This is a genomic window from Maritalea mediterranea (assembly GCF_021568695.1).
In the GTDB taxonomy this organism is placed as follows: Bacteria; Pseudomonadota; Alphaproteobacteria; order Rhizobiales; family Devosiaceae; genus Maritalea; species Maritalea mediterranea.
The window spans coordinates 21957-44798 of sequence record NZ_JAKGTI010000003.1 but is presented as its reverse complement, the minus strand read 5'-3'; the positions used below and the strand labels follow the sequence as shown (position 1 = coordinate 44798).

Below are 22842 nucleotides of genomic sequence, written 5' to 3'. Positions count from 1 at the left end.
CCTAGCTGTTTTCAGCCAGCGCTAACGCTTTCTCGACAAAGGCTTTTGCGTCGTCCCCATGCCAGGCGGCAGGTCCAGCCAACACGCCCCATTCACAGCCATCGGGCCCCAACACCAAGGTGGCGGGCAAGCCCAACGCCACGCCGCGCTTTTTCAACACTTCAAACGCCTCAAAGGTGGGGTCACGGTGCAAAGGCAATTCGCTCAGATCTTCTTCGTCCATAAACTTTTTGGCCTTGGCCAGCCCGTCATCACCAATATCAAGATTGATCGTGGCGACCGTGAAGCCCTTATCGCCATAATCCTTTTGCAGCGCTTCCAGCTCGGGCATCTCAGCTCGGCAGGGTGCGCACCAGGTGGCCCAGAAATTGACCAGCGTTACATTGCCCTCAAAGGCGCTGAAGCCAACCTCATCACCATTCTCATGAATAAAGCTGATCTCATCATAGCGCGCGCCTTTGGCCGTCACCTGCACCGCCGCGAGATCGCCAATTGCTTTTTCGTCCAAGGCGGTTTGCACCTCGGGGTTGGCGGGGCATGAATCCGCCACAGCCGTACCATTTCCGCCATTGTTCCCATTGCTAACCCACACGGCGGTCGCTATAGCTACGACAATTGCAATGGCCGCGCCAATGCTCAAGCCTTTCTTGCGGGCAGGTTTGGCACCATCATCGCGATCATTGCCGTTTGGATTTGATGGTTGAGAGGACATAGGTTCTCCTAAAAGAGGGTACAATGAGCAACAAAATGTGGGGTGGCCGTTTCGCCACCGGTCCAGATGCGATCATGGAAGAGATCAACGCCTCCATCGACTATGACAAGCGGTTCCACACCCAGGACATCGCTGGCTCAAAAGCCCATGCGGAAATGCTCGCCAGTGTCGGCATCCTCACCGAACAAGATAAAGACGCAATCCTTTCTGGTCTAGATCAGGTCAGTGAAGAAATTGCCGCAGGCACGTTCACTTTTTCGCGCGCACTCGAAGATATTCACATGAATGTGGAAGCGCGGCTGAAAGAGATTATCGGCGAACCCGCTGGTCGGCTGCACACCGCCCGCTCGCGCAACGACCAGGTCGCCACCGATTTCAAACTTTATGTCCGCGATTGCATCGACACTTTTGTGACCCAAATCCAGACCTTGCAATTGGCAATGGTCGACCGCGCCGAGGAGCATGCCGATAGCGTGATGCCCGGCTTCACCCATTTGCAAAGCGCCCAGCCGGTCACCTTTGGCCACCATATGATGGCCTATGTGGAAATGCTGGGCCGCGATGTAGGACGGTTTCAAGATGCCCGCAAACGGCTGAATGAAAGCCCCTTGGGCTGCGCCGCCCTCGCTGGCACCTCCTTCCCCATTGATCGCGACATGACCGCAGAAGCTTTGGGCTTTGATCGCCCCGCCGCCAATTCGCTGGATGCTGTCTCTGATCGCGACTTTGTGCTGGAAACACTGAGCGCCGCGAGCTTGTGCGCCATGCATTTGTCCCGCCTGTCAGAAGAATTGGTGATCTGGTCCACGGCGCAATTCCGCTTTGTGACCCTTTCAGACAAATTCTCCACCGGCTCCTCCATCATGCCGCAAAAGCGCAACCCGGACGCTGCCGAACTGATCCGCGCCAAAATCGGCCGCATCACCGGTGCACTCGTGTCGCTGATGACCGTGATGAAGGGCCTGCCCCTCGCCTATTCCAAAGACATGCAGGAAGACAAGGAAGTCAGCTTTGATGCCTTTGACAGCCTGTCGCTGGCCCTGGCTGCGATGACCGGTATGATCAAAGATTTGAAGGTGAATAAAGACGCCATGAGCGCTGCTGCTGGCGCAGGTTTTGCCACCGCGACGGATCTGGCCGACTGGCTGGTGCGCGAGGCCAATGTGCCCTTCCGCGATGCCCACCACATCACCGGTTCTGCCGTGGCACGGGCCGAAGAAAAGGGCTGCGAACTGGCCGGGCTGACCATTGAGGACTTTAAAGAAATCGACGAGCGCATCGACGCCCGCGTCTTTAAGGTGCTGACAGTGGAAGATTCAGTTAAAAGCCGGACTTCCTATGGCGGCACCTCCCCCGCCAATGTGAAAGCGGCTGCCAAAATCTGGCGCGACCGCCTCACCAGCGCATAAATCAAGTAAGGGCAGTTTATGGTGCACCATTTTCAATATCGCCAAGGCGAGCTTTACGCCGAGGATGTGGCCATTGCTGACATTGCGTCAGAAGTGGGCACCCCCTTCTATCTTTATTCTCGCGCCACCTTCACGCGCCACATCAAGGTGATGCAAGAGGCTTTTGCCGACCGCCCCACCCTTGTGGCCTACGCGGTGAAAGCCAATTCCAATCAGGCCATTTTGAAACTGGTGGCAAGTCTTGGCGCGGGCGCTGACGTGGTGTCGCTGGGTGAATTGATGCGGGCGGAAAAAGCGGGCATCCCGCCAGAAAAGATTGTTTTTTCCGGCGTTGCCAAAACCCATGACGAAATCGCCTATGCGCTAAATCTGGGCATCAAATGCTTTAACGCCGAGAGCGAGCCTGAACTGCTCCGCATCAACGCAGTGGCGAAATCAATGGGCAAAATTGCGCCGGTTTCCGTGCGCATCAACCCCAATGTGGACGCCAAAACCCATGCCAAGATTTCAACCGGCAAAGCGGAAAACAAATTCGGCATTCCGTTTGAACGCGCCAATGAAGTCTATCAGCTGATTGCCGACTGTGATCATTTGCAGGCGGTGGGCATCGATATGCATATCGGCTCGCAGATCACCGATCTGGAACCGTTCGACAATGCTTTCAAACTGATGGCCGAGTTGGTGGAAAAGCTTGGCGCTGCGGGCCACAAAATCGAACATATCGATGTGGGCGGCGGTCTGGGCATACCTTATGACAATTCCAATCAGGTGCCGCCTGAGCCCATGGATTACGCTGAGATCGTCCGCAAAAACCTCAACCATCTCGATTGTGAAATTGTGCTGGAGCCGGGCCGCATGGTGGCAGGCAATGCCGGTATTTTCATCACCAAGGTGGAATATGTAAAAGAAGGCGCTGAGCGGCAATTTGTGATTGTCGATGCGGGCATGAACGATCTTTTGCGCCCCACCCTATATGAAAGCTACCACACCGTGCAGGCAGTGAAAGAAGACGCCAAATTGCAGGAGCGCATGGGCGACGTCGTAGGGCCGGTTTGCGAGACGGGCGACTATATTGCCAAAGGCCGCCATCTGCCCCATGTGGAAGAAGGCGACTTGCTCGCCGTAATGAGCACGGGGGCATATGGTGCGGTTATGTCCGGCACCTACAACACCCGCCCCCTTTGCGCCGAAGTGCTGGTCGATGGCGATCAGTTCCACGTGATCCGCCCGCGCCAAACCTATGAAGAACTGATCGGACAGGATTCTGTGCCGGATTGGCTATAGCGCAATCGCCCAAAACAAAGCCCCGCAGATCATGCGGGGCTCTTCATTTCACAAGATGGCGACTTTAGTCGCCAAACGCACATAACAAGCGGCACGGAAAAGTGACATTTCCGAAAAGCGACGCCTTAGGTCAGGCGCCGAGTTGTTGCGCCAACGTTTCTGCCTCGGCGGGGCGTCCGTCCAACGCTTCTTTCACCTTTGCGCGAATGTCGGCCAGGGTGAACGGCTTGGGCACCACATCGTGCACCAAAGCATCCAGTCCATGCGCCCGTTCGCGCTGATCGGCAAAGCCGGTCATGAGCAAAATCGTGACATCAGGATATTGATCTGCCACTCTGAGGGCCAATGCAATGCCGTCCATCACCGGCATTTTGATGTCTGAGAGCAACAAATCAAACGCACCGTCATGCTCAAGAATGGCTTCCGCCGCAAGGCCGCCATCTTCAGTGGCCAGCACAGCATGTCCGTCCATTTCCAATGCCCGCGCCACAAATTCGCGTACGCTGGGGTCATCTTCCGCCAACAAAATCCGTGCCATTACCCGTTACTCCTTACCCACGTCCCTGATTAGTCCGAATTGGAAACATTTGATCTATTTGATTGCCAATCCAGGAATGATAGCTTCACACGTCGCACATCATTCGGCGGGGACAACAATTGAGTTGAAAACTCAAAGGAGCCACCTGCCTCTAAGACGGATATGCCCGGTGTCATGTTCCATTCATAGATGACCGTTTTGTCATCTCTAACCAGCGCCACCCTAATAGGCGGTAAATACGCAATTTTGCCGGTTACATTTTGAATGTCACCTGTCACGTTCAGGACCTCATGTCCGTCCTTCCATGACCGAATTGTACGCACATTTGCAAAGTCAAGTCCAACAACATTCACTTCGGTGCCGAAAAGGCGATATAGGCTTGCCATCTCCGGATAGAGCCGCACCACCTCAACCCGAAACGAAAACAGCCCCATCAAAATCGCTGCTGAGAGCGCGACGCAACTGGCTGTGATCAGGCGCCTGGTACGGGCCATCGGCAGGCCACGCGCAATGTCTCGATGTCGTTTGGCCACCCGCCGGGCGCGATTCATCCGATCAATGCGCGTACGCCGTCTCGTTGCATAAGACGCTGATTCTATTGCGACTTCTGCGTCATCTTCGGCCAAATCTTTTTTGGCAGCACTATCCTTTGTGTCGATACCATCCGCGTTCGGCTCGCCCGACTTTCCAGCACCTTCATCCAGAGATTTCATCTCCTCATCAAGTTCGGCTTCATCACGAGAATCGCTGCCATCGCCTTGATCCAAAGCGCCTTTTTGCTCTTTGGCACCATCTTTTTTTTGCTTTTGGCGCTTGATGGGGTCCAACCCCTCTTCCTTCATCGCATCATCGAGCAATTGGGCGAAATCATCCGAATCAGCGGCCAGATCGATGTCGGGAACCTCAATTGATTCGGCTTTGGGCGTGGGCTGCTGCATGGCACGCCAGGATTGGGCACAGCCAGCACATTGTACGACCCGACCGGTTTCGCCAATAGCCTGGTCAGCCACCTCATATTCGGCGTTACAATTTGGGCATACAATGATCATGGGCTTTAAAAAGACACTTCTTCCAACACTGGACGCATCATAAGCCGCAGAATCTTAACACTCCGAAAAAACCGGGCTAGCTTTCGCCCAAACATTGCTTCATCACTGCTAACATGGTTGCCAAATAGTGATTCGGGAGTTGCCAGTGATCGAATTTGATAATGTGGGGCTGCAATACGGCACAGGCCCCGAGATTCTTAAAAATCTCAATTTCAAAATTGACCCCGGTTCCTTTCATTTTCTCACAGGCCCCTCCGGCGCTGGCAAAACTTCTCTATTGCGCTTGCTTTTGCTGTCATTGCGCCCCACGGCCGGGCGGCTAAATATGTTTGGCAAAGATGTCTCACAATTGGACAAGCAGGGCCTGATGGCGTTGCGCCAGCGCATTGGCATTGTTTTTCAGGAATTTCGCCTGCTCGATCACCTCACCACTTTCGAAAATGTGGCGCTGCCGCTGGCCGTGCGCGGCGAACCGGAAGCCGCCTATCGCTCCAACGTCCGAGAATTGCTGGACTGGGTGGGGCTTGGTCATCAGATCAATGCGCGCCCGGAACTCTTGTCTGGAGGCGAAAAACAACGCGCTGCCATCGCACGGGCGGTGATCGCAAAGCCGGAATTGCTGTTGGCCGACGAGCCAACCGGCAATGTAGACCCTGAACTAGCGGAACGGCTGCTCCATTTATTTGTCGAACTTAATCGTATGGGCACCACGATTATTTTGGCCACCCACGAATTGCATCTGCTGGATCAGTTCAGGTTTCCCAGATTGCAACTGCAAGATGGGGAGGTGAGCATCCATGATTGATCAATTTTTGAACCGCAACCGTGCCGATATCGCGATCGTGCCTCGCTCTTCGATCGCTGGGCGCACCTTGGCCCTATTGGTTGCCATCATGACCTTTTTGAGCTGTGTGACTTTCGGCGCCGTTTATCTGGTACAAAACTCCGCGGTCGCCTGGTCCTCGGAAGTGGGCCGCGAAATCACCATCCAACTGCAACCGGTGGATGGCGAGGAAATGACCTCCAATGTCCGAACCGCCATCGCCCTGGCGCTTGATAGCCCAGGAGTGGGCAACGCGGAAGAACTTACCGTTGAGGATAGCGAGCGGCTTTTGGCCCCCTGGTTGGGCGATGAATTCGATCTGGAGGGCTTTGATCTGCCGCGCCTGATTGTGGTGCATCTGTCCGATCCCAATGCATTTGACCAAACAGCCTTGCAGGCCAAGCTTGATCAATCGCTTGCAGGTGCAAGCATCGATACCCACAAAGCGTGGCAGCAAAAGCTCAATGCCATGTCCGGTACCATTGTGTTTTCCGGCCTATTGGCGCTCATGCTGATCATGGCCGCCACCATCCTCGCTGTGATTTTTGCCACCAATGGTGCCATGGCCTCCAACCGTGAAATCGTCGATGTGCTGCACTTTATCGGCGCGTCCGATCAATATATCGCCCGCGCGTTTCAGTCGCGGTTTTTTACCATCGGGTTGGAAGGCGGCATTGTTGGCGGCGTGGCCGCACTGATTTTCTTTGTGCTGGCGGGCGTGATCACCAACTATTTGCTGCCCAGCCAGAACGCGGAACAGGTGGAACTGCTGTTCGGCCAGCTTTCACTGGGCTGGATCGGCATATTGGGGCTGGTCTTGGTGGTGGCGATCATTGCCGGGCTGACAAGTGTCACCTCACGGATTACAGTACACCGCTTTTTGGCGCAGGTGGCGCCCTAAAGTCCGCTGGGACCTGATTCGCAAGGCTGCAATATGATTGTGCAAACCATCCGCTCGCTGATCTTCTACGTTTTTTTCATCGGCATCACCGCCATTTTGGCGATACCAATGGGGCTTTATTCCCTGGTCGCGCCCAAATTTTCCGGATATCCGGTGGTGTGGTTCTGGTATCGGGCGAACTTGTTGTTTCTGCGCCTGTTTGTCGGCATCAAATCAAAGATCGGGGGCGAAGAAAATCTGCCCGACGGGCCCTGCATCATTGCTTCCAAACACCAGTCAGATTGGGATATTTTCGCGCTCCTGCCGGCCACCGGTAGACGCCCCTCCTTTATCGCCAAAAAACAACTTCTAGACATCCCGTTCTTCGGCTGGGCCGCCCGTAATTTTCAAACCATTTCGGTGGACCGCAAAAAGGGGCGTGGGGCCCTGCCCCAAATGATTGAGCAATCTAAAGATGCCATCAATCATGACTGCCGGATTGTTATTTATCCTGAAGGCACCCGCAAAGCGCCCTTGGCAGACCCTAACTACAAATGGGGCATCGTAAAACTCTATACGGAGTTGAACGTACCTGTGGTGCCCGTGGCCCTCACTTCCGGTCTCTATTGGCCCCGCAATTCCTTGGTCCTATGGCCCGGCACCGCCCGCGCACGCTATTTGAAACCCATTCCCCCAGGGCTGGATCCGGAAGAATTCCACGCCGAGTTACAACGGGTTATTGAAGCGGAGACCGACAAGATGATCTTTGAAGATCTCGACAAAGGAATCAGCCTGCCCATTTCTGATGCATTTCAGCAACGCATTCAAAATCGTCGATCCGCATAACTACTAGATATTGACAAATTAGCGACACAATTCATAAATATAGATATACTTTAATAAAATTTGACTAAATGCGGCTTTTGTTCTATCTTTGTTCCTTTCCGCAATGTCATGTTTAGGTGGGCAGCTTGGGGAGGCAGCTATGACTGATGGAACACTCATTCCTACCGGTTCCACACAAATGGATACCATTGAGGCCACCACCTCGACGGTCAGTTTGTCCGAAGAGACAAGGTCACCTTTTATTGTCGACCAACAGAGCGAAACCGATTGCAACTCCGCAAAATCATTTGTCGGGCGGTCGGGAAAAAAATACAAAGTCCACCCAACAGAGCTTGAAAATTTGCGTATTCGCGATGATCAGGTGTGCCTGCTCAGCACGCAATCTGCCGAAGGCGAGAATGTGTTGTGGGTGGGCTCGGGTCAAAGCCTTGTGCACGACCAGCCCAATCGGGCCGAGTTTTTGGATGTCGTCAACAAGGCGGAAAAGGCCTATATCATTGCCATCGAAAATATTGCAGAGCAAAATCTGATCAGCTGGGATCTCACAAATACGCACCACCAATTGCCACACGCCGCTTAGCAAAAGGCGGCTTGGGCCACTAGGATGACGGGATAGGCCCGAGCGCCTGCACCAGCGCATCCAGACCATGGTCCTCGATCCCCATTTCCACTAGATGCGCATGAGTGTTGACCACATACTCAATGTTTGGGCCAGCTTGTCCATGCCCTTGCTGCACCAATCTCAGCTGTTCATCGTGATCGAGGCGTCCTGCATATTGTTTGTGGCGTGGGTCAGCCAGATAGACCAGCGCATCCACATAGCGCCCATCATCCAGAGCCACCCGGCGCAAAGTTTCGCGATAAACCCCGTTCTGCTGCTCACGCGCATGCAAATAGGCATAGGTTTTGTCCCAAAGTGCGGGATCAACCTCAAACGCCATGCCACGACAGGCACCACCACGATCTAGGCCAAACACAAGGCCGGGGCACTCTTCTGTGCCACGATGGGTGAAGGAATAAATGCAAAGCTGCCGATGTGCGCCACGCAGCAAGGCCGGGCGCTTTTCCATATAGTCAAAGCCGGGCCGCCAAATGAGCGAGCCATAGCCGAAAACCCATTTCCCCATCAGTCCGCCAAATCACTTGTTTGAAAATCCATCATGGAGATGTACAAACTTCTTTGCATAGACTCAAGCGCGCGCCGCAGCGCAATGGACCAAATCTAGGAATTGAATATGGCAAAATTTAAAATCATGCTGGCGATCATCTTTGTGGTGTGCGGTGGCCTCTCCGCCGCCTGGTTTTTTGTCGCTCGTCAGATCGACCAGCAAATAATGCAAGCCATTAACGATCCCAGCGTCAATTTGAGCTGCGCCAAACGCAGCGTTTCGGGTTATCCGTTCCGCTTCGATGTGCGCTGCATGAATGCCACGGTGCTCGCCGGCGATGCGACGATCTCTATTCCCAAGATTGAGGGGACAGCGCTGTTCTATCGCCCCACTCATCTTCTCGCATTTCTTGAGGGCCCGATCAGCTATGAAAATGCCTTTACCGGCGCGAAAAAACAATTGCGCTTTGAAACCGCCAATGCCAGCGCCCGCGCTGACTTCTCGCTAAACCTGAAGCGGGTGTCGGTGCAAATGGTCGCGCCTGTCTGGTCCGATCAATTGATCGGCACTGTCGATGTGGCGCAGGCCGATCTGGCAGAACTCCACTTGCTTGCCCGTGCAGAAAAGGACACGGGCTTTTTCGCCTATGCCAAGCTCGACAATGTGCAAAGCCAACAGCTTGGCGTTGAGAGCTTGAACACCCAGCTTGAGGCTGAGATCACCACCCTCGATCAAAATGTGGGCAACTGGGTTTTCCCCCAAACCTTGCAACAATTCGCCGCTGATGAGGGGCAATTGATCATCGAGAATTACGAGACAAGCGGCCGCGTCGTGCCGCTGGGTCAAAGTGAAGCTCAGGACATCTCAGTCAACGCCGAAGGCGAGTTTACACTCACCGAGCAAGGCTTTTTGCAGGGGATTTTGCGCACCAGCTCCAAAAACATTGTCAGCCAGATTGATCTGTCCGCCCTCGGCCCCATGGCCGCCGCCATTGTTGGCACGCCAGATGAAGAGGGCAAGCACCATATTCCGATCATGGCCAATGCCGGCGTGATCAGCGTGGGCATGGCACCCATCTATATGGTGCCCGCCCTGTTTTAGAGCCTAGCTCTCCTCGCTGCGCTCTGTGTGATGGGCGCGGCCAAAGTCCGGCGCATCAGTTTCCTGCCCTGCATCAATAATGGAGCGGCGGATATTGCGTGTGCGGGTGAACAAGCCTTCCAGCATGTCGCCATCACTGTCGCGCACAGCCCGCTGCAGCATGCTCAAATCTTCCAAGAAGCGCCCCAGCATTTCCAACACCGCATCACGGTTGGTCAAAAACACATCCCGCCACATGATCGGGTCCGAGGCGGCAATCCGGGTAAAGTCGCGAAAGCCACCGGCGGAGAATTTGATCACTTCTGATTTGGTCACGCTTTCAAGATCATCGGCGGTGCCCACAATATTGTAGGCAATCAAGTGCGGCACATGGCTGGTGATCGCCAGCACCAGATCATGGTGCTTGGCATCCATAATCTCCACATCCGACCCGATCGCTTCCCAGAATTCTTTCAGCCGATCAACCGCCAATTGGGCCGCATCGTCAGCGGGCGTCAAAATGCAGTAACGGTTGTCGAACAGCTCCGCAAAGCCGTGCACTGGCCCGGATTTCTCTGTGCCCGAAATCGGGTGGCCGGGAATAAAATCGACATGGGCGGGCAGCACATCCTGCAACGCATTGATCACATGTTCCTTTACCGATCCCACGTCCGACACAATTGCCCCCGCTTTCAACCCGGGTGCAATGCGCTCGCCGATCTCACGATAGGTCCCCACTGGCGTACACAAAATAACCAGATCAGCATTCTTCACCGCCTCCAACGGGTCGGTATGATAGGCATGGCCCAGCTCCAGCTTTTCAGCCTCGGACAGGTGCTGCGGCGAGGCATCCGAGATCGCCAGTTCTTGAGTTAAATTGCCGCGCAAAATGGCACGGGCGATCGAGGAGCCGATCAGGCCAATCCCGATCAAGGCAATACGGTCAAACAATATGGTCTCAGCCATGGTCACTCATTTCTTGCAAGGTTTGGATCACCAATTTCATTTGCGCTTCGGTCCCAATGGAGATGCGCAGGCAATTGGGCAGGCCATAAGAATGCATTTCGCGCACAATCAGGCCCTTTTCCATCAATAGATTAAAAGCATCGGCCGCCGTGAACCCGCGTTCATCGGCGAATTCGGTCAGCACAAAATTGCACTGGCTGGGATAGGTCTTGAACCGGTTGGACTGCAGCTCGCGCACCAACAAGTCGCGCATTTTCGCATTGTGCGCCTTCAGCTCTGCGGTAAAGTCCACATCGCGCACCGCCGCTTCCGCCGCCGCTTGGGCAATACCGTTCACATTGAACGGCCCCCGCAACCGGTTATAGACATCGAGAATATGGGCAGGGCCATAAAACCAGCCCACCCGCAAATTGGCGAGGCCAATCTTGGAGAAAGTGCGGGTCATCACCACATTCTGCGCCCGATCCACCAGCTCAATACCCGCCTGATAATCTGCCGCATCCACATATTCAGCGTAAGCCGCATCCAGCACCAGCAAAATGTCGGACCGCAGCCCTTGGTGCAGGCGGTTGATCTCATCGACACTCAAATAACTGCCGGTGGGGTTATTCGGGTTAGCCAGAAACACAATCTTTGTTTTCTCGGTCACCGCATCCAGCAGCGCATCCACGTCAGCTTTCAACTCGGTTTCGGGCGCCTTGATGCAAGTGCCCCCCGCGGCATTGGTCACGATCGGATAAACCAGAAAACCATATTGCGACATAACGGTTTCATCGCCCGGCCCCACATAGGCCTGGGCCAACAGGTGCAAAATCTCATCTGACCCGGCGCCCACACCAATCCGGTCCGGATCAAGCCCGTGCACATCACCAATCGCCTGCCGCAATGCAGTTGCGCCGCCATCTGGATATTCTGCCAGCCGGTCCGCATAATATCGATAGGCCTCCATGGCTTTCGGGCTGGCGCCCAAAGGCGACTCATTGGCGGAAAGCTTGGCCAAAGACTGGCCGGATGGAGATTTGGATTTGCCGGGCTTGTAGGCCGCAATATCCAAAATCGAAGCACGTGCAATCGGTTTGTCTGACATTTTATTCTTCCTGACGAAATTTGCCGGGCGCACCATAGGCAAAGCCTTTAAAAGACGCAAAGAAAACCCGCGTTTCTTTTGGTCTTATTGACGCATGGCGAACGAATTTTAGCGAATATGGCCTGTGGGCCAGGCAGGTTGTGACACAAGTCCGGGGATATTGGCGAATTGAGGCGCTCGACGGCGGCGGGTGACCGCCGGATACATCTCCTTGCGCGCCCGCACCAGCATCACCCCAGCCAAGCCTGACCCCAGCAACCGCCCCAGACTTTCAAAAACTCGAGCCGATTTCAGCATGGGCGCGAAATTGAATGGCGGCAGGTAAAGCGCCTCGCGCCACACTTCGGGGGTGAAGGAATGATCTTTCAAAAGCCGCGCCAATTGATTTTGTGAGAAAGGGTGGCCATGGCCAAAGGGCGTTGTATCGCGTTGGGCCCAAAAGCCGCGGCGGCGTGGCACCACCAGCACCACCCGTGCGCCCGGCGCTGTGACCCGCCACAATTCCTGCATAAATTCTTCCAGATCGAACAAATGCTCAAGCGCATGAATGGCCACCACCACATCAACAGCGCTATCGGTTAAGGGCAATTCCAATGGATCCACCAACGCACTAAGGCTTGGGGCATCTGGCGGCCAATGGGCCACGCCTTGGCGCTGGGGCATAAAGGCCATCACCCGTTCGGCATCCGGCCGCAAACGGCCGAGATAAGGCGTGGCATATCCGATTCCCAGCACGCGCTGCCCCTTCACCGGCGTCAAGGGCACCAACGTGTCCGCAATAAAACGGCGGGAAATCCGCCCCAGCGGTGAGCGGTAAAACTGCTTGAGATCTTCGATCGTTACCGACATTGCCCGGCTTCACCCTCGCGTTGCACCTATGCTAAATGTAATGCGCAAAGCACCTCATTGCCAACGCTAATTCTGACGAGTTTATCCATGACCCAAAAGTTTGAAATTGAAATGCTCCCGGTTCTTGACACCAATTATGCCATTTTTGTCAAATGCCGCACCACCGGCAAAGTGGCCATGGTGGATGCGCCGGACGATGACAAAATCTTTGCCTTTTTGGAACAAAAGCAATGGCGACCAAGCCTGGTGCTGGTCACGCACCGCCATTGGGACCATGTGGACGGACTGGAAAAAGTCAAAGACCGTTACAACCCGCTGATTGTGGTGCCGGAAGCGGAAAAAGACCAGATTTCCCCCCACAATGAAACCATCTCGCCCGGCGCGATTCTCCCCTTTGGGGCGGGCCACTTCACTGTGCTATCGACCCCCGGCCACACCAGCGGCCACATCGCCTATTATTTGCAGGAGCAGCCGACCTTGTTTGCGGGCGACGCCCTTTTTTCCATCGGCTGTGGCCGCATGTTTGACGGCCCAGCAGATGCCATGTGGGAAGGCTTGAAGGAATTGCGCCGCCTACCGGATGAAACCACGCTTTATTGTGGTCATGAATATACCCGCGACAATGTCAATTTTGCCCTGAGCCTGACGCCCGAACATCAAGCCCTGCGCCAGCATTTACAATGGGTCGAGGAACGAAGAGCACAAAATCAGCCCACCTTGCCCTCAACGCTTGGTTTTGAGAAAGCCAATAACCCGTTTTTGCGGGCCGACGACCCGGAAGTCGCCAAAGCTGTTGGTCAGCACGGCGCGCCAAAAGCGGAAGTTTTCGCCGCCATACGCAAGGCCAAAGATCAGTTTTAAATCTAATTTTACGGGTTAACCACACGATCAATATCCCAGCCGCAAAAGTTAACAAATCCTTTATATCGTCATCATTTGCTGGCATACTTGTTGAAGAATAAGGACAAAAATGTCCCTTTTTGAAACAGGTAGGCAATTTGATGGCGACCGAACATCAAAATAACAATGTGGCACATGCCCCGATGGTGATTGAAGCTCAATCCCATCAGGCGCGTCGTCGCCATGCCTATCGGCCCGAAGCACACTTTGTGGCCCACCTGTTGACCCAGCGTCAAAATCTAAGCCCCAACCGGCGGCAGATGCGCCCGGGCGCCTTCGCGGCGCAATCCGCCTATCGGGCGAATGCCGAGCGCATCATCAAGCGCATGCCTGCTGGCTATAACCGCACGGTCGACGCCTAAGGCGGAAGTCAGGCTTTCGGCCCGATCATTTTTTCCGGTCGCACAATTTCATCAAACTCCGCTTCGCTGAGCAGATCCAGCGCCAATGCCGCCTCGCGCAATGAGGTGCCCTTCTCATGGGCATATTTGGCGATTTTCGCCGCCGAATCATAGCCAATGCGCTGGTTCAACGCCGTCACCAGCATCAGCGATTGCTCCAGATGGTTCTGGATATTTTCCCGATTCGGCTCTAGCCCGGCAGCGCAATTGTCCGCAAAGCTATTAAGCCCGTCCGCCAGCAACCGCACCGATTGCAGGAAATTATAGGCAATCACCGGCTTGAACACATTCAATTCAAAATTGCCCTGGCTGGCCGCCACGCCGATGGTGGCATCATTGCCCATCACCTGCGTGGCGATCATGGTCAGCGCCTCAGACTGGGTGGGGTTCACCTTGCCCGGCATAATCGAGGAGCCCGGCTCATTGGCGGGCAGGTTCAACTCGCCAATGCCGCAGCGCGGGCCGGATCCCAACCACCGCACATCATTGGCGATCTTCATCGCCGCCACCGCCAATTGCTTGATTGCCCCATGCATACCCACAAAGGCATCGTGGGCGGCCAGATAGGCGAACTTGTTCTCGGCGGTCACAAATTTATGCCCAGTCAAGTCCGCAATCCGCTTGGCCACCCGCTCGGCATATTCCGGGTGCGTATTGAGCCCGGTACCCACGGCGGTGCCGCCCAGCGCCAATTGAAGCATTTGCGGCTCCTGCGCCTCAATCGCCTCCAACGCGAAATCAAGCTGTGCCACCCAGCCGCTCATTTCCTGCCCCAGACTTAGGGGCGTCGCGTCTTGCAAATGGGTGCGCCCGATTTTGATGATGTCCTCATATTGCTTGGCCTTTTTGTCTATTATGTCGCGCAAATGGCCGATCGCGGGCTTGAGCCGCTGCACCACCTCGCGCACCGCCGCAATATGCATGGCAGTGGGAAAAGTATCGTTAGAGCTTTGGGATTTGTTCACATGATCATTGGGGTGGATCGGGTCTTTGGACCCCATCTGTCCCCCGGCCATCTCAATGGCACGGTTGGAGATCACCTCATTCACATTCATGTTGGATTGGGTGCCTGAACCGGTCTGCCAAACTTTCAGCGGGAAATGATCGTCCAGCTTGCCCTCGGCCACCTCATTGGCGGCCGCCACAATCAGATCTTTCTTGTCGGTTTCCAAAAGGCCCAGATCACAATTCACTTCTGCCGCCGCGCGCTTCAATATGGCAAAGGCATGCACAATCTCGATCGGCAGATATTCATTGCCAATGGCAAAGTTTTGCATGGAGCGGGCGGTTTGCGCGCCATAATAGCGGTCGACCGGCACCTCAATTTCACCCATGGAATCTGTTTCGATACGTGATGTCATCTTGGCGCTCCTTTAATTGCAGCAAAAATATGCGCGCATCATCAATCGAATTGAACATCATTGCAACCAGCGCCGCCCCGCGACAATTATGCCCTATGCGTTGACCAGCATTTGGCGCTTAATGGCCACGCTGCCACTCAAAGGATTGATCATGCGTGCCAAAGCCGACCGTCTGCCCCTTTCCGCCAAACTGCACGACCATGTGGGACCAAAAGATTTTTGGATTGCTTCAGCATTGACTTGGGGGAAAAAGGCAGCCGATTGACCATCGATGAATTGGCGCGCAGCCTGGCTACAACGCCGCCCAAATGGGCGCAATATCTGCTGGCCCTGCGCAATCTACTGGTCAAGCCATTTGGCCTGCGCACAGAATTTGATGGCCAACAGTCACAGCAAGGCGAATGCAAACCCGGTGAACTGATCAATTTCTTCCGCATCTATCACCGCGATGATAATGAAATTCTGATGGGCGATGACGACACCCATCTGGACTATCGCGTGTCGGTCTACCGTTCGCCAACGCGACCAGAAAAGCTTTTTGCCGCCACCTGGGTGCACCGCCACAATTGGCTGGGCCACACCTATTTGTTTGTCGTGAAGCCGTTTCACAAAATGATAGTGCGCTCCATGGTGAACGGCGGCATGCGGCGCATCACCCGCACAAACTAAAAAAGCCAGCCTCCCGAAGGAGACTGGCTTTAAATCAATGCACGAAGCACAAACGACTTAGCTGTCGCGTGGCTCCATGATTTGACGACCGCGATACATGCCGGTTTTCAAATCAACATGGTGCGGGCGACGCAATTCGCCGCTGTCTTTATCTTCTACATATGTAGGTGCCTTCAGGGCATCAGTTGAACGGCGATTGCCGCGCTTCATGCCGGACACTTTTTTCTTAGGTACTGCCATGGTTCTAACTCCATCAACAAAACGGCACCTGCACGGAAAGTGAAAGCGCCATCTAGCAAACTTTAATCTGTTGGCGCGGGTTATACGCGTTCTTGTGCGGTTTGGCTAGTCTTAATTCGCAACAAAACCACTATTGATCTTGGCTATAGGGGCCGATAGTACTCTTTTACCCGTCAATTTGCCGCAAAGCAATAAAGGCACCATGTCTGATCTCAACGCCGCCATGGCCGAAATCGCTCAAAAAACCGAGCAATTTTTAGACCAACATTTGACCGCTCAACAGCTGAGCACCCCGCTGCCCGCGCCAGACCGTCTGGTCGATGCCGTGCGCCACGGGGCACTTAATGGCGGCAAAAGACTGCGCCCGGTGCTGGTGCACCTCACCGCCCATTTGTTTGAAACACCAAAAGGCGATTTGGTTCAGGCCGGGGCCGCCATCGAATATGTGCATTGCTATTCGCTGGTGCATGATGATCTGCCCGATATGGATGATGATGATCTGCGCCGCGGCAAGCCCACCGTGCACAAGGCCTACGACCCCGCCACCGCCATTTTGGCGGGCGATGCGCTGCTCACCCACGCCTTTGCCCTTTTGGCCGATAAAAACTGCCACCCCGATCCGGCCTTGCGCAACCAGCTGGTGATCGAACTGGTGCACGGCGCGGGTGTTGGCGGCATGGCTGGGGGCCAGATGCGCGACGTGGAGGGCGAGCGAAAGGGCTATGACCCGGAAACTATCTCGCTGATCCACGCCATGAAAACCGGCGCCCTGATCCGCGCCGCCGTGCGCATTGGCGCCCTGATGGGGGGCGCAAACGTGGAAGAGCTGACAAGCCTCACCGCCTTCGGCGAAGCTGCCGGCCGCATCTATCAATTGGCCGACGATATTCTCGACGCCACTCAAAGCTCAGAACAACTGGGCAAAACCGCCGGCAAGGATGAAGCCCAGGGCAAATCCACCCTGATCGCCAGCCACGGGCTGGACCATGCCAATGCGGTGATGCGTCAAGAGTTGCAATCCGCGCTATCCTTGCTCGCCCCCTTCGGCGACCGTGCCGCGCCGCTCGCACAGTTGGTCACTCATTTTGCAGAAAGAACCTCCTGATGAGCTTTTACGACAAGCCGGAAAATGCCGAGCAGTATATTGAAATGGCCAAAGGCTATGATGGGGCGGAATTGATTGAGATTCTCACCGCCCACCTGCCCAAAGGCAAAGCTGTTTTGGAATTGGGCATGGGACCGGGTGTCGATCTCGATCTGCTGGCCCCGCATTATCAGGTGACCGGCTCAGATTACTCAGCCTACTTTGTTGAGCGCTATAAAAAGGCCCATCCGGATGCGGATGTGATGGAGCTGAATGCCGTCACCATGGACGTTGCCCGCCAGTTTGACGGCATTTATTCCAATAAGGTGCTGCATCATTTTTCAGATGAAGAACTGCGCCAGTCGTTTGCGGCGCAAGCAGATTGCCTCTACGACGAAGGCCTGATTTTTCACAGCTTCTGGCATGGCGATCATATGGAAGAAATGATGGGCATGCGCTTTTATTATCGTCGGCCAGACACCCTGACCGCCCTGTTGGGCGATCAGTTCAAGCTGGTGGACAGTGCGCTTTATACCGAAATGGAAAAGGACGATTCCTTCTGGATTTTGGCACAGAAGAGCTAGGCCAGAAACTCTTTCAGCACCGTCTCCACCATCATCACATCGTCACGGGTACAGTCAAATTGTCCCACCTGCACCCGGATCACCAACCGCCCCTGATGGTGGGTTTGGGTGAGATAGATGCGGCCATCATCATTGATCCGACTCAACAACTGTTCCGTGGCCCCATCGCCTGCTTCCAGCGCAAAGCTGAACAGGGATAGGCGCGGGGCTGTCACCATCTCGACACCGGGCAGCTGGGCAATTTTGCCGTAAAGCTCTTCCGCCCACGCCACATGATTGCGGATGCGCTGGCGCAGATCATTTAACCCATGCGCCCGCAACAAAAACCAGATTTTAAGCGCCCGAAACCGCCGCCCCAGCGGCACGGTCCATTCATTAAAATTGGTGACTTCTGACGTGCCCAACGTTTCCAGATAGGTGGGGCGCAGGCCAAGCGTGCGCACCTGATCCACCGGATTGCGCATAAATTGCACCGCACAATCAAACTGTGCCCCCAGCCATTTATGCGGGTTGAAAATGATGCTGTCCGCACCTTCAGCACCGTCCCAAAGCGCGCGGAATTCCGGGCAGATCATGGCGCTGCCAGCCCAGGCCGCATCAATATGGGTGGGCAAATCTTCTTTCCTTGCAATGGCAATGCATTCTTTCATCTTGTCGAACGCGCCCACCGAGGTGCCGCCTGCACAAAGCACAATGCCGATCGGCAGATAGCCTGCCGCGCGATCATCCTTGATGGCTTGTGCCAGCAAATCGGGCCGCATGGACAGATCTTCATCCACCGGGATTTTCACCAGATTGTCCTGGCCGATGCCCGCAACGCGCACCGCCTTATCAATGCTGGAATGGGTTTCGCCGCTGGCATAGATCCGCATACGCGGTTGGCCGGAGAGGCCTTCATAAAGCCCCTTCCACTCCAGCGCCGCCTCGCGCATGGTCAGGATGGCCGAAAGGGTCGCCGTGGTGGCGCTGTCGTGAATGGTGCCCGTAAAGGCCTCCGGCAAGCCGAGGGCCTTGCGCAACCACACCATCATCGCCTGCTCCACTTCCGTGGCCGCAGGTGCCGCCTGCCAGATCAGCGCATTGCTGGCCATGGCATTGACCAACTGCTCCGCCAACATCGACACAGGCGCCGCATTGGCGGGGAAATAGGCAAAAAAGCGCGGATGCTGCCAATGGGTCATCGCGTCGGGCACCAGCGAAGTGAAATCCTCCCAAATGCGCTCCATCGCTTCCCCCTGTTCCGGTGCGGTGTCCGGCAATTGATCGCGCAGAGATCCCGGCTCAAGCGTTGCCCGCACCGGACGGTCCCTGAGGCTCTCATGATACTCATGCGCCCAATCCGCCGCCTTTTTGCTCCACTCTTTTAAGCCCTTATGGTCCATTTAATCCCCCCGGCCGCGCATCTTTCCGCACGCCTCACAATTGGATGTTGTCTCAACACATCCATTTTCTGAGCAAAGGCAACGCCCTTCTCATTTTCCTGAATAATTTCAAATCCCAGTTTTCGATGAAAGTCGATAGAGAGGCGATTGGTTTTGTAAACATGGCTTTCCACATGCGTTTGCGGGCCAGCATTTGTGCATTCCAGAACCTGCCTAAACAATTCACCCAAAATTGCCGCATTGCGATGCGCTGGATGAATGGCAAAGCCGCCGACAAACCAACGATCATCCTTGGGCCAAATAAAGCTATAGGCGATCAATCTATCGTTGCGCCAAACCGTTGCAATCTCGGCACATTCAAACCGCTCTTTAAGTGCCTGCCGATGGCATTCGCGCTCAAAGCGATCCCCCGCAGCCTCAGTATGATCCTTGAGCAAGGCCATATCGAGATCGACAATGGCGTCCAAAAGCGCAGCGTCGCTAGCCACCAAACCGCTTCTCAATATAATCGGCCACCATCACTTTAAACTCATTGGCAATGTTGGGACCGCGCAGGGTTTTGGCCTTTTGCCCATCAATAAATACGGGCGCGGCGGGCGTTTCCCCGGTGCCGGGCAGCGAGATGCCGATATCGGCGTGTTTACTCTCCCCCGGCCCGTTCACAATGCAGCCCATCACCGCCACATTCAGCCCTTCCACGCCGGGATATTGCTCGCGCCATTTCGGCATGGAGTCGTTCAAATGATCCTGAATATCCTTGGCCAATTCCTGAAACACGGTGGAGGTGGTGCGGCCACAGCCCGGGCACGCGGTGACGACCGGCAGGAATTGACGAAAGCCCATGGTTTGCAACAATTGCTGCGCCACCTGCACCTCCAAGGTGCGGTCGCCCCCCGGCTCTGGCGTCAGGGAAATGCGGATCGTATCGCCAATACCGCGCTGCAGCAAAATGCCCAGCGCCGCAGAGGAGGCGACAATGCCTTTGGCGCCCATGCCCGCTTCGGTCAGCCCCAGATGCAGACCATAATCGCAGCGTTGCGCCAGATCGGTATAAACATCAATCAGATGCTGCACATTCGAGACTTTGGTGGAGAGCAAAATCTTGTTGCGCCCCATGCCCAATTCCTCCGCCCGCGCAGCGGACATCAAAGCCGATTGAATAATCGCCTCGCGCTGCACCCGCGCCGCGCTCCAAGGTGTCTCGCGTTCCGCATTTTCATCCATCAATTTGGTCAGCAATTCCTGATCCAGCGACCCCCAATTGACGCCAATGCGCACCGGCTTGTCATTCTGGTTGGCGATCTCGATCATTTGCGAAAATTGCGTGTCGCGCTTGGCCTTAAAGCCCACATTGCCCGGATTGATCCGATATTTCGCCAGGGCTTCGGCACAAGCCGGATGGTCGGCCAAAAGCTTGTGGCCGATATAGTGGAAATCCCCCACCAACGGCACATTGATGTTCATCGCCATCAGCCGGTCGCGAATATGCGGCACCGCGGCGGCGGCCTCGTCCCGATCGACCGTGATCCGCACAATTTCAGACCCGGCACGCCACAGTTCGGCCACTTGGCCCACCGTTTTGTCGATATCGGCGGTGTCGGTGTTGGTCATGGATTGCACCACAATGGGGGCATCACCGCCCACTTGCACATCACCAACCATCACGCCCACTGATTTTCTGCGGGTAATTGTCTCGGACCCAAGATCAGACATGGAGAACTCCTTTATTGTCCCTTGCATATAAGGCCTACGCCAAGCGCACGCAACCAAACTATCAGTGAACGCTGCATTGCAATTTCACACCGGGCCAGTGCTTGGCAAAACGCGAAAATCATGTTTTGTTGCCCTCCCCCCGAGTCGTGCGCACATCGCACAGGGATCCGCTTTTGCTGCGCCACCCAAACGGGCGACGAAGCCACCTCCACATTTGATTGCCCCTTAGCTTTTTTGAAGCCCTGACCGAAAGACTATTATGGACCGCAATATACTGAAATTCTCGCTTATTCTCGGGCTGATGAGCGCCGTGGGCGCCTTCGCCATCGATATGTATTTGCCCGCTTTGCCGCTCTTGGCCGAAGATCTGAATTCATCCACTTCAGCGGCGCAGATGACGCTGATGGTCTATTTTATCGCCTTTGGCGTCAGCCAGCTGTTTTACGGCCCGGCCAGCGACATGTTTGGCCGCAAAAAGCCGATCTATTTCGGCCTCGGGCTTTTTATGGTCACCTCCATCGGTTGCGCCTTCGCCCCGAATATTGAAAGCCTGATCGCGCTGCGCTTTTTGCAAGGCATTGGAGCAGCTGCGCCCATGGCGATCCCGCGCGCCGTGATCCGCGATCTTTATACTGGTCAAAAAGCCACCCGCATGATGTCGACCATTATGATTGTGATCGCCATTTCCCCCATGCTGGCACCGCTTTTGGGCAGCGCGGTGATCGTGCCATTTGGCTGGCGCGCCGTGTTCCTGGCCATTGCTCTGGCCACCCTCATTGCCATGGCGCTGGCCGCCTTTGCCCTGCCGGAAACCCTGAAGCCGGAAAACCGCACCCCCTTTGTGGCTACCTCCATGCTCAAAAGCTTCGGCATTTTGCTGCGCGACACAAACTATCTTGGCCTCACCTTTATTGGCGGCTTGGGCATGGCCGCCTTCTTCACCTTTTTGGGCAGCGCTTCCTTTGTCTATATGGAGCATTTCGGCCTCACCCCGACTCAGTTCTCACTGGCCTTTGCAGTGAACGCGTCCGGCTTTTTTGTCGCTTCACAATTCTCGGCCACCATTATGGGCAAAATCGGCCCCGAACGGCTGATCCGCGGCGCCACGCTGGGCTATGCCACCATGGTGATTATTTTGCTCGGCGTGTTCTTTTTCGGCTTTGGCAGCCTGCCGGCGCTGATCATCCTGTTCATCATCGCCAACGCCTTTATGGGCCTGATTATCCCCACTTCCATGGTGCTGGCGTTAGAAGAACATGGCCCCATCGCCGGCGCCGCCGCCTCACTGGGGGGCACCATGCAAATGCTGCTGGGCGCCTTTGCCATGGGCATTTCCAGCGCCATTTTTAACGGCACACCGGTGCCCATGCTGGCCGTGATCGCCCTTTGCGGCATCGGCGCCTTCGTCCTGGCCCGCATCACCGTGCGCCATCCTTTGCCCAGGGCAGCAAAATCGTAGGCACCTTTCGCCTCTTGAATTCGGCCCCACTTAACCTATCTATAAAGCAGGTGGGGCCCGAATTCCCGCCGCAAATGAGGAGGCTGCACATGAATTTGATTGTTCAACGTTTAATGCGTTTTCGCCGTGAGATTGTGATGTTGTGGCGGGCCTTTTGGCATCCGCTGACCCCGACCTATTTGAAGGTGCTCACCATTTTAACGGCGCTCTATGTGATCAGCCCGATCGATCTCGTGGCCGATTTTATCCCGGTGCTCGGCTGGATTGACGATTTCGTCATCGTCTCCTTTGCTGTCTCCTGGATCGTGTCGCGCCTGCCCCGCGCGACCACGCAGCATCAGGAGCCCCCGCAATATCAGGACACCACCCGTGATGAGAAAACCATCAACGGCACCGCGCGCCGCATGTAAACGTTGC

Annotated in this window: 27 protein-coding genes; 15 read left to right on the top strand and 12 right to left on the bottom strand. The window is 55.3% G+C overall.

The genetic code is table 11. The features are described 5' to 3' along the window. Window position 1: 1 nt before the first annotated feature. The gene (locus L1I42_RS13005) at window positions 2-712 is read right to left on the bottom strand and encodes a TlpA family protein disulfide reductase (protein WP_236115111.1); all 711 of its coding nucleotides are present in this window, start codon (window positions 710-712) and stop codon (window positions 2-4) included. Between the two features lie 23 nt (window positions 713-735). Between L1I42_RS13005 and argH the strand changes: the two genes are divergently transcribed. Both argH and lysA read left to right on the top strand, forming a co-directional pair. Then, a complete protein-coding gene (argH, locus tag L1I42_RS13000) occupies window positions 736-2121 on the top strand; it encodes an argininosuccinate lyase (RefSeq protein ID WP_236115110.1) in 1386 nt (461 codons plus the stop codon). A gap of 21 nt (window positions 2122-2142) precedes the next feature. Next, on the top strand, window positions 2143-3405 hold the full coding sequence (gene lysA, locus L1I42_RS12995; protein WP_236115500.1) for a diaminopimelate decarboxylase: 1263 nt from the start codon (window positions 2143-2145) through the stop codon (window positions 3403-3405). Between the two features lie 130 nt (window positions 3406-3535). Here the strand turns inward: lysA and L1I42_RS12990 are convergent, their stop codons facing one another. Both L1I42_RS12990 and L1I42_RS12985 read right to left on the bottom strand, forming a co-directional pair. After that, complete coding sequence (locus L1I42_RS12990) at window positions 3536-3943, bottom strand: response regulator (RefSeq protein ID WP_236115109.1); 408 nt, start codon at window positions 3941-3943, stop codon at window positions 3536-3538. Between the two features lie 29 nt (window positions 3944-3972). Further along, complete coding sequence (locus tag L1I42_RS12985) at window positions 3973-4992, bottom strand: zinc-ribbon domain-containing protein (protein WP_255769424.1); 1020 nt, start codon at window positions 4990-4992, stop codon at window positions 3973-3975. A gap of 145 nt (window positions 4993-5137) precedes the next feature. On the opposite strand from L1I42_RS12985, the gene ftsE reads away from it, so the two are divergent. From ftsE to L1I42_RS12965, 4 genes are all read left to right on the top strand, one after another. Continuing rightward, entirely contained in the window at window positions 5138-5797 is a 660-nt protein-coding gene (ftsE, locus tag L1I42_RS12980) for a cell division ATP-binding protein FtsE (protein WP_236115107.1), read from the top strand. Continuing rightward, on the top strand, window positions 5790-6716 hold the full coding sequence (locus tag L1I42_RS12975; protein ID WP_236115106.1) for a cell division protein FtsX: 927 nt from the start codon (window positions 5790-5792) through the stop codon (window positions 6714-6716). Before ftsE ends, L1I42_RS12975 begins: the two co-directional genes overlap by 8 nt. Window positions 6717-6749: 33 nt before the next feature. Further along, complete coding sequence (locus L1I42_RS12970) at window positions 6750-7541, top strand: lysophospholipid acyltransferase family protein (protein WP_236115105.1); 792 nt, start codon at window positions 6750-6752, stop codon at window positions 7539-7541. A 139-nt stretch (window positions 7542-7680) separates the two neighbouring features. Then, window positions 7681-8121: a hypothetical protein gene (locus L1I42_RS12965; protein ID WP_236115104.1), complete on the top strand. Its 441-nt coding sequence runs from the start codon at window positions 7681-7683 to the stop codon at window positions 8119-8121. Between the two features lie 19 nt (window positions 8122-8140). Here L1I42_RS12965 and L1I42_RS12960 read toward each other — a convergent pair whose 3' ends face one another. Beyond that, complete coding sequence (locus L1I42_RS12960) at window positions 8141-8668, bottom strand: gamma-glutamylcyclotransferase (RefSeq protein WP_236115103.1); 528 nt, start codon at window positions 8666-8668, stop codon at window positions 8141-8143. Between the two features lie 108 nt (window positions 8669-8776). Here L1I42_RS12960 and L1I42_RS12955 point away from each other — a divergent pair, with 108 nt between their 5' ends. Further along, window positions 8777-9751 (top strand): DUF2125 domain-containing protein, encoded by a 975-nt coding sequence (locus L1I42_RS12955; RefSeq protein WP_236115102.1) that lies wholly within the window; start codon window positions 8777-8779, stop codon window positions 9749-9751. A 3-nt stretch (window positions 9752-9754) separates the two neighbouring features. On the opposite strand, the gene L1I42_RS12950 is transcribed toward L1I42_RS12955, so the two are convergent. From L1I42_RS12950 to L1I42_RS12940, 3 genes are all read right to left on the bottom strand, one after another. Beyond that, window positions 9755-10696, bottom strand: a complete 942-nt coding sequence (locus L1I42_RS12950) for a prephenate/arogenate dehydrogenase family protein (RefSeq protein ID WP_236115101.1) — start codon at window positions 10694-10696, stop codon at window positions 9755-9757. Further along, window positions 10689-11783, bottom strand: a complete 1095-nt coding sequence (gene hisC / locus L1I42_RS12945) for a histidinol-phosphate transaminase (RefSeq protein ID WP_236115100.1) — start codon at window positions 11781-11783, stop codon at window positions 10689-10691. The genes L1I42_RS12950 and hisC overlap by 8 nt, the downstream gene beginning before the upstream one ends. Before the next feature lie 108 nt (window positions 11784-11891). After that, window positions 11892-12632 carry a methyltransferase domain-containing protein gene (locus L1I42_RS12940; protein WP_236115099.1) on the bottom strand — a complete coding sequence of 247 codons (741 nt, stop codon included), beginning with the start codon at window positions 12630-12632 and terminating at the stop codon, window positions 11892-11894. Window positions 12633-12719: 87 nt separating this feature from the next. Here L1I42_RS12940 and gloB point away from each other — a divergent pair, with 87 nt between their 5' ends. Together gloB and L1I42_RS12930 are read left to right on the top strand one after the other, a co-directional pair. Continuing rightward, window positions 12720-13493: a hydroxyacylglutathione hydrolase gene (gene gloB / locus L1I42_RS12935; protein ID WP_236115098.1), complete on the top strand. Its 774-nt coding sequence runs from the start codon at window positions 12720-12722 to the stop codon at window positions 13491-13493. Window positions 13494-13633: 140 nt separating this feature from the next. Further along, entirely contained in the window at window positions 13634-13894 is a 261-nt protein-coding gene (locus L1I42_RS12930) for a hypothetical protein (protein WP_236115097.1), read from the top strand. A gap of 8 nt (window positions 13895-13902) precedes the next feature. Here L1I42_RS12930 and fumC read toward each other — a convergent pair whose 3' ends face one another. Further along, window positions 13903-15294, bottom strand: a complete 1392-nt coding sequence (gene fumC, locus L1I42_RS12925) for a class II fumarate hydratase (RefSeq protein ID WP_236115096.1) — start codon at window positions 15292-15294, stop codon at window positions 13903-13905. A gap of 16 nt (window positions 15295-15310) precedes the next feature. Between fumC and L1I42_RS12920 the strand changes: the two genes are divergently transcribed. Then, window positions 15311-15559: a hypothetical protein gene (locus L1I42_RS12920; RefSeq protein WP_236115095.1), complete on the top strand. Its 249-nt coding sequence runs from the start codon at window positions 15311-15313 to the stop codon at window positions 15557-15559. Further along, window positions 15556-15963, top strand: coding sequence for a DUF2867 domain-containing protein (locus tag L1I42_RS12915; RefSeq protein WP_236115094.1), 408 nt, complete (start codon window positions 15556-15558; stop codon window positions 15961-15963). The genes L1I42_RS12920 and L1I42_RS12915 overlap by 4 nt, the downstream gene beginning before the upstream one ends. 57 nt (window positions 15964-16020) lie before the next feature. On the opposite strand, the gene rpmF is transcribed toward L1I42_RS12915, so the two are convergent. Continuing rightward, the gene (gene rpmF, locus L1I42_RS12910; protein WP_236115093.1) at window positions 16021-16203 is read right to left on the bottom strand and encodes a 50S ribosomal protein L32; all 183 of its coding nucleotides are present in this window, start codon (window positions 16201-16203) and stop codon (window positions 16021-16023) included. Window positions 16204-16405: 202 nt separating this feature from the next. Here rpmF and L1I42_RS12905 point away from each other — a divergent pair, with 202 nt between their 5' ends. Both L1I42_RS12905 and L1I42_RS12900 read left to right on the top strand, forming a co-directional pair. Next, window positions 16406-17308, top strand: coding sequence for a polyprenyl synthetase family protein (locus L1I42_RS12905; protein WP_236115092.1), 903 nt, complete (start codon window positions 16406-16408; stop codon window positions 17306-17308). Next, window positions 17308-17871, top strand: coding sequence for a class I SAM-dependent methyltransferase (locus L1I42_RS12900; protein WP_236115091.1), 564 nt, complete (start codon window positions 17308-17310; stop codon window positions 17869-17871). The genes L1I42_RS12905 and L1I42_RS12900 overlap by 1 nt, the downstream gene beginning before the upstream one ends. On the opposite strand, the gene L1I42_RS12895 is transcribed toward L1I42_RS12900, so the two are convergent. Genes L1I42_RS12895 through ispG form a run of 3 tightly spaced genes read right to left on the bottom strand, consistent with a single transcriptional unit; the run spans window position 17868 to window position 20966 of the window. After that, a complete protein-coding gene (locus L1I42_RS12895) occupies window positions 17868-19253 on the bottom strand; it encodes a pyridoxal phosphate-dependent decarboxylase family protein (protein ID WP_236115090.1) in 1386 nt (461 codons plus the stop codon). The genes L1I42_RS12900 and L1I42_RS12895 overlap by 4 nt on opposite strands. After that, window positions 19235-19741 carry a GNAT family N-acetyltransferase gene (locus L1I42_RS12890; RefSeq protein ID WP_236115089.1) on the bottom strand — a complete coding sequence of 169 codons (507 nt, stop codon included), beginning with the start codon at window positions 19739-19741 and terminating at the stop codon, window positions 19235-19237. The genes L1I42_RS12895 and L1I42_RS12890 overlap by 19 nt, the downstream gene beginning before the upstream one ends. Then, on the bottom strand, window positions 19734-20966 hold the full coding sequence (gene ispG / locus L1I42_RS12885) for a flavodoxin-dependent (E)-4-hydroxy-3-methylbut-2-enyl-diphosphate synthase (RefSeq protein ID WP_236115088.1): 1233 nt from the start codon (window positions 20964-20966) through the stop codon (window positions 19734-19736). The genes L1I42_RS12890 and ispG overlap by 8 nt, the downstream gene beginning before the upstream one ends. Window positions 20967-21225: 259 nt before the next feature. On the opposite strand from ispG, the gene L1I42_RS12880 reads away from it, so the two are divergent. Beyond that, on the top strand, window positions 21226-22425 hold the full coding sequence (locus L1I42_RS12880) for a multidrug effflux MFS transporter (RefSeq protein ID WP_236115087.1): 1200 nt from the start codon (window positions 21226-21228) through the stop codon (window positions 22423-22425). A gap of 89 nt (window positions 22426-22514) precedes the next feature. Beyond that, window positions 22515-22835, top strand: coding sequence for a YkvA family protein (locus tag L1I42_RS12875; RefSeq protein WP_236115086.1), 321 nt, complete (start codon window positions 22515-22517; stop codon window positions 22833-22835). The last annotated feature ends 7 nt before the right edge of the window (window positions 22836-22842 follow it).

Bases quoted from the DNA above. Each gene is read 5' to 3' on its own strand.
- L1I42_RS12940 (WP_236115099.1), bottom strand. From the start codon at position 12,632: ATGTCGGTAACGATCGAAGATCTCAAGCAGTTTTACCGCTCACCGCTG.
- ispG (WP_236115088.1), bottom strand. From the start codon at position 20,966: ATGTCTGATCTTGGGTCCGAGACAATTACCCGCAGAAAATCAGTGGGC.
- rpmF (WP_236115093.1), bottom strand. From the start codon at position 16,203: ATGGCAGTACCTAAGAAAAAAGTGTCCGGCATGAAGCGCGGCAATCGC.
- L1I42_RS12990 (WP_236115109.1), bottom strand. From the start codon at position 3,943: ATGGCACGGATTTTGTTGGCGGAAGATGACCCCAGCGTACGCGAATTT.
- hisC (WP_236115100.1), bottom strand. From the start codon at position 11,783: ATGTCAGACAAACCGATTGCACGTGCTTCGATTTTGGATATTGCGGCC.
- L1I42_RS12970 (WP_236115105.1), top strand. From the start codon at position 6,750: ATGATTGTGCAAACCATCCGCTCGCTGATCTTCTACGTTTTTTTCATC.
- L1I42_RS12875 (WP_236115086.1), top strand. From the start codon at position 22,515: ATGAATTTGATTGTTCAACGTTTAATGCGTTTTCGCCGTGAGATTGTG.
- L1I42_RS12900 (WP_236115091.1), top strand. From the start codon at position 17,308: ATGAGCTTTTACGACAAGCCGGAAAATGCCGAGCAGTATATTGAAATG.
- fumC (WP_236115096.1), bottom strand. From the start codon at position 15,294: ATGACATCACGTATCGAAACAGATTCCATGGGTGAAATTGAGGTGCCG.
- L1I42_RS12975 (WP_236115106.1), top strand. From the start codon at position 5,790: ATGATTGATCAATTTTTGAACCGCAACCGTGCCGATATCGCGATCGTG.
- argH (WP_236115110.1), top strand. From the start codon at position 736: ATGAGCAACAAAATGTGGGGTGGCCGTTTCGCCACCGGTCCAGATGCG.
- L1I42_RS12895 (WP_236115090.1), bottom strand. From the start codon at position 19,253: ATGGACCATAAGGGCTTAAAAGAGTGGAGCAAAAAGGCGGCGGATTGG.
- L1I42_RS12955 (WP_236115102.1), top strand. From the start codon at position 8,777: ATGGCAAAATTTAAAATCATGCTGGCGATCATCTTTGTGGTGTGCGGT.
- gloB (WP_236115098.1), top strand. From the start codon at position 12,720: ATGACCCAAAAGTTTGAAATTGAAATGCTCCCGGTTCTTGACACCAAT.
- L1I42_RS12950 (WP_236115101.1), bottom strand. From the start codon at position 10,696: ATGGCTGAGACCATATTGTTTGACCGTATTGCCTTGATCGGGATTGGC.
- L1I42_RS12965 (WP_236115104.1), top strand. From the start codon at position 7,681: ATGACTGATGGAACACTCATTCCTACCGGTTCCACACAAATGGATACC.
- L1I42_RS12880 (WP_236115087.1), top strand. From the start codon at position 21,226: ATGGACCGCAATATACTGAAATTCTCGCTTATTCTCGGGCTGATGAGC.
- L1I42_RS12905 (WP_236115092.1), top strand. From the start codon at position 16,406: ATGTCTGATCTCAACGCCGCCATGGCCGAAATCGCTCAAAAAACCGAG.
- L1I42_RS12960 (WP_236115103.1), bottom strand. From the start codon at position 8,668: ATGGGGAAATGGGTTTTCGGCTATGGCTCGCTCATTTGGCGGCCCGGC.
- L1I42_RS12930 (WP_236115097.1), top strand. From the start codon at position 13,634: ATGGCGACCGAACATCAAAATAACAATGTGGCACATGCCCCGATGGTG.
- L1I42_RS12985 (WP_255769424.1), bottom strand. From the start codon at position 4,992: ATGATCATTGTATGCCCAAATTGTAACGCCGAATATGAGGTGGCTGAC.
- L1I42_RS13005 (WP_236115111.1), bottom strand. From the start codon at position 712: ATGTCCTCTCAACCATCAAATCCAAACGGCAATGATCGCGATGATGGT.